We start from the raw sequence: 12,504 nt of genomic DNA on the forward strand, positions 1-12,504 counted from the left end.
TCATAATACTGTTCAAATTTAAAAATTATTATTCTACTTTTAAACAGTTCGATTTTAGGGGAAGCTTACACTATAACACTAATAATTTAATTAGTAATATTCAATATTTTGGATACAATACGGATTTCAATGGTGTTACTGCTTATAATACTGACATTTCAAATAAAGAATTAGAAGAATATGAAAATAAATTAAAAAACAATCTACTATTAGAATATACTTTTGAGTATGACAATAATGGTAACCGAATTTTAGAAAAAAAAGTAAATTTAGAAAGAAATAAAATTTTGTATTTGCATTTATACGAGTATAATGAAAATAATTTGCTTTCAAAATTTATAGTAGATGATTATATTTTTGAATACACTTATAACGATTCACTTTTACTCATAAAAGAAAAATTAACTAATACAAAAACTAATGAAATACTAGAATCAATTTATCAATACAATAGTTCAGGACAATTAACTAGTAATATTTCGCATGGGGAATATGGTAATGGAATTTATCAAACTGATTTTGAATATAATGAAGACAACAATGTTATTATAGAAGCAAAATTTGATATCATAAATAATAAAAAAGAACAATATTATATTTCACAGCAAGAATATGACAAAAACAACCGAATGATAAAATGCACTTCACTTGGAGAATATCTTTGGATTAAAAATTATAGTTATGATGGATTAGGAAGACTTCTAAACTACACTAGAATTAGAACTTTAGATGACAAAACGTATGATGATTATCGTTATTTTTATGACAAAAATGGAGGTATAATAGAAAGCGTTTGGCATGATTTAATTAAACGAAAAATAGAATATTATTAAAGACAAACTGCTGGTAACAATATATAAAAATAATAAGGGTTTTGGCGCTTAATCCAAAGGTCAGTTTGTATTTACAAAGTCCGCCAAATCTTTTGATTTGGCTTTAGTACTAAAAAAGATAAAACAAAATAAAAAAATTTGGCTAAGTGTTTAAACGGAAATTAATTATTTCTAAACCCCGTACTAAGCATAGCCGAAAACGTTGTAATTTATAGTGACCCGTCCTGAATAAAGGCTACATAATTTAACACAATTATGTACAAAAAACACAAAGTAATTAGACAGTATTCAGAACCTTTTAAACTGAAAATTTTAGCCGAGCTTACTACCGGCAAACACACAAACATTAAAAAGAAAAAACATAGTTATTAGTATGACTAAAGAAAATCATTGCTACGAAAATGCGATGGCTGAGCGTGTAAACGGCATATTAAAAGATTGAGTTTTATCTCTACCAAACCTTTGATAACATAGCACATGCAAAGAGAGCAGCAAAAAATGCCATTAATTTATATAACGAAGTACGATTACACTTATCTTTAGATTATAAAACACCTAATATGGTATATCAATTATCAGCCTAATCCCGATAGCTATCGGCACAATTTTAGCCTGTAGCCATATTTCAGGACAAGACATTTGAGAAAAACGATGAACTTAACCAAAAAACTGTTTCTATTTTCAATAATAAGTGTTTTTACAATAAGCTGTAAAAAACGAAATGAATCAGAAAAAATTGAATCAACTATAACAGTTTCTGAATTAAAAATTAAGCAACAAAAACAAGATTCAATAATTAATAAACATTTAAAAAAAGGAGCTTGGAAATACCCATTATATTCAACTGAATGGCAATCTGAAATTGACAAAGGTTTAGAAAAGGATTCTACTATTGCTTATTTATGGCAACAAAAAGCAATGCCTTTATTTAAACAAGGTAAGTACGAAATCGGAATGGAATATATTGACAAGGCAGTACAATATGATAGACAACGATGGCAAGATTATAGAGCCTTTATAAAATGCATATTTGCAAAGACATATAGAGAAGCTATTAAAGATTTTGAAGATTATAAAAAGCGTTATGGCTACAGCTATGTGATGGATCATACTTACGATTTTCATATTGCTCTTTCCTATTTGCAACTCAACGAATTTAAGAAAGCGGAGCAAATTTTTAAAATTGATTACGAAAAACAACTTTCTGAACACGGAAAAGATTGGCTACATCCTGTAGATTTATTCTATTATGGGATTAGTAAATATGAACAAGGAAAATATCAAGAAGCTATTGAACTATTTGATTTAGCTCTTGAATTATATTCTCAATTTTCAGATGTACAATATTACAAAGCTATCTGTTTAAGCAAAATCGGAAAAGTAGATGAAGCCCAAAAATTAATAAAATTAGCAAAGATTAATGGAGAGAAAGGGTTTACAATTAATGAAGATAATGTTATTTATGAAAGATATCCTTATCAAGTAAGGTGGAACTAAAAAAACACTGCACAACAACTTGTATAATTAATTGCTTTGATTGTTGCCTACTGGGAAAATTCAATCGGAATTTTTTCGCGTTAATTTTTGTTTACTAAATTAGGTGCTTAAAATACGCAACAAACCATATACATAATCCGTTGTGTGTAAGTACAAAAATGGATATCCTAATAACAAAATTAAACTCAGTCTTACCTATTTCATTAGAAGAACAACTTTTAATGAAAAACAATATGCATCTAGAAATTATTAATAAAGGAGAAATTTATTCAGAACGTGGGAAAATTTGTCGAAAGTTAGGTTTCGTATTAGAGGGTGTATTTAAAGTGGTTAGAACTAATTCTAATGAAGATGAATTTATACAATATTTTACTACCGAAGGACATTTTGCTGTAGACATAGACAGTTTCACTAATAAAACACCTTCAAAAGAATACATAAAAGCGTTAACAAAATGTTCTGTTGTAACAATAACAGACAATTCCTTCAAATTATTTGAAAACAAAGTTGCTAATTTTTCAAAAATAATAAGTTTAATTAAAGAACAAGCATTACTTGAGAAATATAACTTAAAAAGCGAAATGTTTGTGGATGATGCACAAACAAAATACAAGAAATTAATACAACGACACCCATCAATAATTCAACGTATTCCTCAAAATCAAATTGCATCCTTTTTGGGTATTACACAATACACCCTTAGCAGAATAAGAGCAATAAATTAATTTTTTGCCATAGAGCAAACTTTTTGTTTGCTCTATACTCTAGTTTTATTCCAGAATAATAAAACTAGATAATGAACAAATTAAAAAACAAAACAGCAATTGTTACAGGTGCTTCAAAAGGTATTGGAGCTGAAATAGCAAAATCGATGGCTAAGGAAGGTGCAAAAGTTATCGTTAATTATTTTTCAGACCAAAACGGAGCTGAATCTGTTGTGAAAACGATTACTGAAAACGGAGGTACTGCAATAGCTATAAAAGCTAATATCACAAATTCAGAAGATGTTAAAATTCTATTAGAGGAATCTAGTAAAGCATTTGGAGAGCTTGATATACTGGTTAATAATGCTGGGGTATACAATTTTGAACCTATAGAAGTTGTAACCGAAAAAGAATTTTACCATCAATTTAACAATAATGTTTTAAGTACAATAATCTGTATTCAAGAGGCTTTAAAGAGTTTCAATAAAAACGGTGCTAGTATTATAAATATTAGCTCTATCGCTAGTGTTAAGCCAACTCCTATGTCTGTAGTCTATTCTGCAACGAAGAGTGCTGTAGATTCTATTACTCAAACATTATCAAAAGAATTAGGAGCAAAAAACATTCGTGTAAATTCAATTTTACCTGGTCCCACTCAAACAGAAGGAAATCAAATTGCAGGTACAGATATAGAAAATTTTGTAGTCGCAAATACATCATTGGGGAGAATTGGACACCCCAAAGACATTTCAGAATTAGCTGTCTTTTTAGCCTCTGATGATTCTTCTTGGATAACAGGACAAAAAATAGGTGTATCAGGAGGTTTTGAATAAAAAGTAAACAATGAGAAAATCAACAATAAAAGAAATAAAAGAACGCTTTGATAGTGATGTCGAAAGATTTACAAATCTAGATACTGGTCAAGTAGCTACAATTGATGCAAAAATATCTCTTGAACTTTTAACAGAAACTTCTAAAAGAATTGTACCTAATGCTGAAAACTTATTAGACATAGGTTGCGGAGCAGGAAATTATAGTTTAAAAATGTTAACTAAAATAGCTGACCTAAACTGTACTTTGGTTGATTTGAGCAAACCTATGTTAGATAAAGCAATGGAAAGAGTTTCTGCCAAAACAAATAACAAGGTGAAAACCATTCAAGGAGATATTAGAGAAGTAGATTTGAAAGAAAATAGTTTTGACATTATATTGGCTGGAGCAGTATTGCATCATTTGCGAGATGACAATGACTGGGAAACAACATTTACTAAACTATACCGCTTACTTAAACCAGGAGGTTGTTTAATGATTTCAGATTTAATAACTCAAGAAACCAATGCTGTTAATGAGTATATTTGGGAGCGTTATGGTGATTATCTAGAAAGTATAAGCGGAAAGGAATACAGAAAAAACGTTCTAGATTATGTAGAAAAAGAAGATTCACCTAGATCAATGACTTATCAGTTAGAATTAATGAAAAAAGTAGGTTTCAAAACGACTGAAGTTTTGCATAAGAATATGTGTTTTGGTGCTTTTGGAGGCATTAAATAAAACCTACACACAACAACGGCTATACTTAATTGCTTTGGTTCGTGCTACTTTGGGGAAATTGTTGATTTTCCCAAAGTTAGTTTTGTGCTTAAAAAGTTAAGTGCTAAATTGTCGAAACTAAACATACCCCAACCGTTGTCCAACAAGCTAAAGCCAGAGTCAGTTTTTTATCATAAAACAATTTTAAATTAGACTTAATCAGGAAATTTAGCCCAAATGAATTGAACAAATGAAAACAATTTTTGACAAGAATATTAGAGAAAAACTAATTGAAAGAATTGACAAAATCAGCGGGGACAATATAGCTGAATGGGGTAAAATGAATGTTAATCAAATGCTTAAACATAGTACTTATTGGAACAAGTGGGTTCTTGGGAAAGGAAATCACACATACAAACAAGCTTTTTTGGGTAAAATATTTGGAAAAATAGCTTTGAAGAAGATGATAAGAGATGAAAAGCCTTTTGACAAAAACATTCCAACTTCCGACCAGTTTAAAGTAAAGGAAACTGGGGATATCGAATCTGAAAAATCTGATTGGGTTTCATTAATAAAGGATTATGAGTTTTTTAACAATCCAGGCTTTATCCACGATTTTTTCGGTAAAATGACCAAGGAACAAATCGGAATATTGGTTTACAAACATACTGACCATCATTTAAGGCAATTCGGAGTATGATAATAATTAGCGGCATCAAATGTCCTCTACAGTTTTTGGGGTAATCAACTATCTGAACAAATTTTTGGGCTTAAAATGAATTTTTGGGTCTATAGGTTAATTTGGACAGCACTTGCCATTGAAATATTTTATGGTTATTTCAAAAAAAAGAAAATTAACTAATAGTTCCAAATTCTCACTCAAACGCAAAATTAAAATAACGTTGGATTTTTTAGCTCGTTTGCGGAATTGCTCTCTCAAACGGAATTGAAAATATTAACGAATTAAAACGCTGACCGAATTCACTCAAAAGCGGAATTTAATTGAATAATATAAACGCTGAAAAAACATCAAAATGGCAACACCGTGTGTAACTAATTACCTGGCTATAGCCTACTTACGAAAAACCTAACCAATTCTATAAATAGGCTTGTTTTTCCGATGTTAAGAGGTAAACACTTCCTTCCTAATATCTCATTAAAAATGTTCTACAATAGCCTAATGAAAGAAGAATATCTTAGAGATATATCTATCATCACTGTATATTTATAAGTTTTGTATAAATCTATTCAAAACAAGACGTTTTGCAAAGCGCTCTGGACCCTATATTTTTTAAATACAACCTTTACCGAAGCACGCCCAAACCAAACTAAAGCTTGACTGCATATTTTGCGAAGGAAATTGCTTTGTGTATAGGTGAGATATATAGGTAGGATCCTTATATTTGAAGGAAAAAGGATATGCTTTCTTTATTTTATTGTTGTAAACCATTTGAACCACAGATTTATGAATAGAATTTTAGTAGTATTATTTATATTAACTTTTAGTTTTTCTTGTAAAAACAATGAGAATGAAAAAACAGCTAATTCAGTAAAAACTGAATATCAAGAAATAATAAAAGATGACTATGTATTAAATAAATCTACTACAAACATAAAAGCTGTTTTAGTCCTTTTTGGTGGTTTTCCAGAAAATGCTGAAGACATAAAAAGAGAATTTAAAATACTTGAAATCGCAAAAAACAATAATATTTCTGTTTTATATATGAACTACAATCGAAAACTGTGGCTCGAAAAAAACGAATTATTACAATTATCTGAAAAGCTTGAAAACATTTTTAAAACGAATCAATTACCAACGGATAATATTTACATAGGCGGGTTTTCAAGTGGTGGAACTGTTGCTTTATTAATCAGTAATTTTATGACTAATGACGATTCTAATATAATTCCAAAAGGTGTTTTTATAGGAGATTCACCTATAGATTTAGCAGAATTATATAATACTGCTGAAAAAAATAATGAACGTAATTTTTCAAATTCTACAAAGGAAGAAAGCAAATGGCTAGTTGAAACTTTAGATAAACAATTTGGGAATCCAAAAAACGATATTTCTAAATATGAACTATATTCTGTTTATACTTCAAAAACAAACAATATTTTCAATATTAAAAATCTTAAAAACACCAAAATCAGACTTTATACTGAACCAGATACACTTTGGTGGAAGACAAATACAATGGCCGAGTATAAAGAAATGAACGCATACCATATTAAAAAACTTGCCGAATCATTGAATGAATTGGAATTTAAGAATGTTGAATATATTCCAACAAAAAATAAGGGGTATCGAGCTAATGGAGAAAGACATCCACATAGTTGGTCTATAATTGATAGAAAGGAATTAATAAACTGGATGTTGAACAAATAAAAACTGTTTAAAACACAGTATCCTATAAGCTATGGTTTGGTCAGTCCACACTTGGAAAATTCTGCGGATTTTCCAAAGCCAGTTTTTATTTGGATAGGTTCGTGCCGTAACACACCACATCTCATATAGGTAAACATTGCCATTCATTGTGGAACGAGCTCATAAAGAAAAAAGAAATTAAAGATCAATCGAAAAAAGTAAACAAATGTCCTTCTTGGTATTATAGCTGAATTCATTATATATGCTATAATTAAGAAAATAACATGGCCAATGGTTTCAGGTTAAAAACAGAATTAATAAAAAAATGAATCAAGAAAGTGATTTGGATAAATGCAGAAATTGCGAAGCGGAATTAACAGATGATTTTTGCCCTAAATGTGGTAGTCCAAAAACTCTAAGAAGAATTGATGGAAGCTATATTCTATCAGAAATAGTAAGCATTTTAAATTTTGATAAGGGAATTTTTTATACTATTAAAGAGTTAATTGTTAGACCTGGAAATAATGTTCAAACTTTCATTCATAATGATAGAAATAGACTTGTAAAACCAATAATATTTATAATTGTTTGTTCTTTAATTTATACCGTAGCTCAACAATTTCTAAAATTCGAAGATGGTTATGTGAGTGCTGGTGGATTTGGTGATTCATTTGTAAATAATATTTTTGGATGGATACAGAAGAACTATGGGTATGCTAATATTTTAATGGCTGTTTTCATTGCTGGGTGGATTAAACTTTTCTTTAGAAAACACAAATACAATTTTTTTGAAATTATTATTCTCTTGTGTTTTGTTATGGGTGTAGGAATGTTAATCTATACGACATTTGGGGTTTTGGAGAGCATTACTAAAATCAAAGTATTACAAATAGGAGCTATTTTAGGATTTATTTATACATCTTGGGCAATAGGACAATTCTTTAATAAAAAGAAAAAAGTGAGCTATTTAAAAGGATTATTATCTTATATACTTGGAATGATATCTTTCTATTTTATAGCTGTAATTATAGGATTGGGAATTGATTTAATATCAAAAACTTAATAAAACAACGAAATAGCAATAAGTAATTGCTTGTTCTCGCCTGCTTACGAAAAATCTTACGGATTTTTTCAGCTTGGTGTGTACTTGCAAAGTTAAATGCTAACCCATGACACTACTCATAGCCGAGACCGTTGCCATTCATTAACCAAAATAATATCTTTGAAAAAAATACAACATGAAAAAAGTTACCTTATTCATTTTTTTTATTTCTAACCTTTCCTTGTCTCAAGTAAACTTTACAGATGGACAAACTTTAATAGACAAAACAACGTTTTCTAGTAATGTTTCTGCATTAGCATCCGCAGATTTAAATAATAATGGTTTTTTAGACATTATCGTAGGTTCTTATTATGATAATAAAATTGTTTTCTATAAAAACATAAACGGAAACATACAGCACTATCAAAGAGAAGTTTTAGAATTTGATGCAGATAGGTCTCATTACTCTGAGTTCGACATTATTTGTAAAGATTTAAATAAAGATGGTTTTACAGATATTATTGTTACCAATAGTGATACCGACATCGTTTATTGGTATAAAAACTTAGGCAACTACAATTTTTCTTCAAAAATTATTATTGACAAAACGATAGACAAACCATCTGCCATTCTTGCAGAAGATATTGATAAAGATGGAGATATCGATTTAATTGTTGGCTCTAATAATGATGATAACGTAAGCTTACTTACTAATGAGGGAAACAACAATTTTACTTCTAAAAGAATTTTATTCAATACTAGTTACGGAGTAACAAAAATTAAATTAGCAGATTTAGACAATAATGGTTTTTTAGACATTATTAGTGGAAATGAGTCTGGCGTTATTTCTTGGGTGAAAAATATTGATGGTGAAAATTTTGGTGAAAAATTATATTTAGCAGGCGGTTCTGGTGATGGTTTTGATTTCGATTTTTTAGACATTGATAAAGATGGTTTTTTAGACGTTTTTCTTATTTCAAATTATGACGATAATATCAGCTATCAATTAAATGAAAATGGAAACTCTTTTTCTTACGAAAAACAAATAATAGGTAACACCGTAGAAGATTTTATAAATTTTAAAATAGTAGATTTAAATAAAGATGGCTTTAAAGATATTATAGCCACCACAAAATATTATAATGACATACTTGGTTGGTTTCAGCAAAATGAAGACGGTACTTTTACTGACTTAAAAGAGATTTCTTCTAGTGTTAAAAATGTAAAATATCTACTAATAGAAGATTTAGAAAACGATGGAGATTTGGAAATAATTACAGCCTCTTATAATAACAACGATTCTAAAAATCAAAAAATAGCAAGCTTCAAATATAACAGTACAGAAAATAGTTATAAAGAAACGATTATTGATTTTTATTTAAGTCCAGCAAACGTAGTAAAAATTGTCGATTTAGATAATGATGGTAAAAATGATATTGTATCTGGTTTTCAATCTGTTATTTGGAACAAAAACCAGGGGAGCAATACTTTTTCTTCTCAGATATTAATATCAGAAAACATTACTGATTTTATTACCGATTTACAATTTACAGATTTTAATTCTGATGGTTTTATAGATATTATAGTAAGTGCTACAAATGCTATAGAAATTTATAAAAATAAAGATGGTATTCATTTTGAACTCATAAAGAATATAGACATAAACGAAGGTGTAATACATATTGAATTAAGTGATATTAATGACGATAATTTAATAGATATTGTATTATCTCATAAAGCTGGAACAAACCCAATAAGTGTACTTTTTAATGATCAAAACTTTAATTTCCTACCAATAAAACCGGCTTACACTGCCACAAACAGCAACTACAAAGCGTATTCCTTTAAATGTGGAGACATGGATGCAGATGGCGATAATGATATTGTTGTTGGAGAAAGAGATAACTCAAGTCTCATTTGGCTAGAAAATGATGGTACAGAAAATTTTGAAAAACATACCATCGCAAATTCAATTGCTTGCGATGATATTGATCTTGGAGATGTAGATAATAATGGCACATTAGACATTGTTGCTTCTGGTGATAATGATTACTCTAACTCTGATTTTAATCTTTTTAGAAATACTACTCCTAATGAAACAGGGCTAACTTTCGAGCAAATTAAAATAGATGTACAAAGCCTTCAATCCGTAGTATTGGCAGACATCAATAATGACAATTATTTGGATATAATAGGTACTTCTTACGAGTATTATTCACCTTATGATGAAAGAATATTTTACTACCTTAATAATGGAAACCTATTTGAAAACGCTGTTAATATTGAAAGTTTAGGAACTACACAAAGTTTAGATAAAAATGCAGCTTTAGGAGACCTAAATAATGATGGAAAATTAGATATTGTATCTAGTTATTATTTTTCTAATAGCATAAAGTACTTTTTAAACGACACAACATTATCTACAAAAAAATTCATTTCTAATAAAGAGACTTTTAAAATTTTCCCAAACCCTAGCAATCATTTTATTTCTTGGGATACAACCTTAAAATTATCCAAAATTGAAATATACAATTCCCTTGGTAAAAAAGTTTACACAAACACGAACAAGCTAAATACAAATAAATTAAAAATTGATTTCCTATCAAAAGGATTATATTATATAACAGCTAAAGACAAAACAAAGAATAAATATTTCACAAAATTAATCGTAAAATAGCTCAAATTAAATAAAGAACCTTACAATGAAAATTAAAAGCATTAACTTATGCTAAGGAGAAAAACTCTGAAGAACGAAATCAGTTTAAAATGCTAACTTAAGCCGTGTGCAACTAATTACCTGGTTCTAGCCTACTTACGAAAAATCTAACCAATTCTATAAATAGGCTTGTTTTTCCGAAAGTAAGAGGTAAACACTTCCTTCCTAATATCTCATTAAAAATGTTCTACAACAGCCTAATGAAAGAAGAAAACCTTAGAGCTATATCTATCATCACTGTATATTTATAAGTTTTGTATAAATCTATTCAAAACAAGACGTTTTGTTAAGCGCTCTGCACCCAATATTTTTTAAATACAACCTTTACCGAAGCACGCCCAAACCAAACTAAAACTTGACCGCCTACATTTTGAAGGAAATTGCTTCTTTTATAGGTAAGACATATAACATATGTTTATATTTGGTGGATAAAGGGCATGTGTTCTTTATGTTATTGTTAGCCCACATTTTTACTCGGCTCATCAAAATTTAGTCCCTTAAATACTTTTTCCAAACTCCTACTCTATTCTTATCATAGATTCCTTAATTTCTTTCTCTAAAAATTTAATTTTAACAAAAAAATTAAATAACTATTAACTCCTGGAAGCGAAGCGAAAACAGAACTTTAAAATATAGCGTAACGGATTATACTCACTCAACCGATTTCTGACCCAGACAATACGCAACTGTTGCGACGGACTGATTAGCTGGACGGCATGTTAGTTCGTATAAAATTTGTGGTTTAAAACCAATATTACTCAACCGATTTCTGAGCCTAACAATACGAAACTGTTGCGACGGACTGATTAGCTGGACGGCATGTTAGTTTGTTAAAAATTAGTATTTAAAACTCTGATTACTCAAACGGTTTTGGATAATGGCAAAACGAAACTGTTGTGACAGATTAAAAATCTAAACGGCAAATCTAATTGCGAAGCAAAATCAGTTAAAAATGTGATTAATATTGCGAATCTAAACCTGAATAAACTAAACGTGGGCTAACAAAATGTAAAATTCATTGCTTACTTTAGCGTTAAGTTAATGTGCTGTACTTCTATCCAACTTCGGATTTCCAAACGGAAATCCTACTTTTTTAGTCGCAACGCACCTTACATGAAACCGTTGTAGTACATAAATCAAACTATCCTAACTATGCCATTAATTAATAAACAAATACCTCTTTTACTTTTTTTCTTTACTATTTTCTTTGCTAACGCCCAAGAAGAGACCATATATTACGGTTCACCTAGTACGCGTGGTGCAGAATTTCATTTTAAAGAAGACAATACGTACAACATTATATTAAAAGAAGGAACACACGGTAAATTTGATACTGGTAGAGAAACAGTTATTTATATAGATGATATTGGTTATGAGGTTGAAGGCTTCCATGTTACCGAAGATTATTCTGAGATTATTAAAGACAGTATTACCGTTAATTTTTATAGACGAGGTTTACATTCAGAAGATGATAATTATTACTTAGGCTTTAAAGCCAAGGGAGATGAAAACTTCACCTATTTAAATTTAAGTTACGAAACATTACTTTTTAATACTGAAAATGTTGATCCGTTTGCTTTTAACGGTTATTTGAGTGTTAAAATACCAAGAACAACAGAAATCCAATTTATTTTAAAAGATGAGGTAACAACTAAAAACGAAGAGAAAAAAGCAAAATACCTTATGAACCAATTTTCACTTTCAAAAAATGCGGCTAATGCTTATGTAGACCACCGAGTTATAGTGTAAGCTTCCCCTAAAATCGAACTGTTTAAAAGTAGAATAATAATTTTTAAATTTGAACAGTATTATGA

General features: G+C 29.3%; 11 protein-coding genes. All 11 read left to right on the forward strand.

From position 1 onward, the window contains the following. A partial coding sequence (locus tag Q4566_RS16705) for a hypothetical protein (protein WP_303423660.1) occupies positions 1 to 833 on the forward strand: 833 nt, incomplete at its 5' end. A gap of 437 nt (positions 834 to 1,270) precedes the next feature. After that, positions 1,271 to 1,417, forward strand: a complete 147-nt coding sequence (locus Q4566_RS17080; protein WP_368506613.1) for an integrase core domain-containing protein — start codon at positions 1,271 to 1,273, stop codon at positions 1,415 to 1,417. Between the two features lie 67 nt (positions 1,418 to 1,484). Next, positions 1,485 to 2,330 carry a tetratricopeptide repeat protein gene (locus tag Q4566_RS16710; RefSeq protein ID WP_303423662.1) on the forward strand — a complete coding sequence of 282 codons (846 nt, stop codon included), beginning with the start codon at positions 1,485 to 1,487 and terminating at the stop codon, positions 2,328 to 2,330. Positions 2,331 to 2,488: 158 nt separating this feature from the next. Next, positions 2,489 to 3,055, forward strand: a complete 567-nt coding sequence (locus Q4566_RS16715) for a Crp/Fnr family transcriptional regulator (protein WP_303423664.1) — start codon at positions 2,489 to 2,491, stop codon at positions 3,053 to 3,055. Between the two features lie 71 nt (positions 3,056 to 3,126). Next, the gene (locus tag Q4566_RS16720) at positions 3,127 to 3,867 is read left to right on the forward strand and encodes an SDR family NAD(P)-dependent oxidoreductase (protein WP_303423666.1); all 741 of its coding nucleotides are present in this window, start codon (positions 3,127 to 3,129) and stop codon (positions 3,865 to 3,867) included. 10 nt (positions 3,868 to 3,877) lie between these two features. Next, positions 3,878 to 4,585 (forward strand): class I SAM-dependent methyltransferase, encoded by a 708-nt coding sequence (locus tag Q4566_RS16725; RefSeq protein WP_303423668.1) that lies wholly within the window; start codon positions 3,878 to 3,880, stop codon positions 4,583 to 4,585. 229 nt (positions 4,586 to 4,814) lie between these two features. Then, positions 4,815 to 5,264 (forward strand): DUF1569 domain-containing protein, encoded by a 450-nt coding sequence (locus Q4566_RS16730; RefSeq protein WP_303423670.1) that lies wholly within the window; start codon positions 4,815 to 4,817, stop codon positions 5,262 to 5,264. A gap of 765 nt (positions 5,265 to 6,029) precedes the next feature. Further along, complete coding sequence (locus tag Q4566_RS16735) at positions 6,030 to 6,953, forward strand: hypothetical protein (RefSeq protein ID WP_303423672.1); 924 nt, start codon at positions 6,030 to 6,032, stop codon at positions 6,951 to 6,953. 304 nt (positions 6,954 to 7,257) lie between these two features. Further along, a complete protein-coding gene (locus Q4566_RS16740) occupies positions 7,258 to 7,995 on the forward strand; it encodes a DUF3667 domain-containing protein (protein WP_303423674.1) in 738 nt (245 codons plus the stop codon). A gap of 175 nt (positions 7,996 to 8,170) precedes the next feature. After that, positions 8,171 to 10,651 carry an FG-GAP-like repeat-containing protein gene (locus Q4566_RS16745; RefSeq protein WP_303423676.1) on the forward strand — a complete coding sequence of 827 codons (2,481 nt, stop codon included), beginning with the start codon at positions 8,171 to 8,173 and terminating at the stop codon, positions 10,649 to 10,651. Positions 10,652 to 11,842: 1,191 nt separating this feature from the next. After that, positions 11,843 to 12,439: a hypothetical protein gene (locus tag Q4566_RS16750; RefSeq protein ID WP_303423678.1), complete on the forward strand. Its 597-nt coding sequence runs from the start codon at positions 11,843 to 11,845 to the stop codon at positions 12,437 to 12,439. Positions 12,440 to 12,504: the final 65 nt, after the last annotated feature.

It is taken from the genome of Tamlana sp. 2_MG-2023 (genome assembly GCF_030548465.1).
GTDB lineage: Bacteria > Bacteroidota > Bacteroidia > Flavobacteriales > Flavobacteriaceae > Pseudotamlana.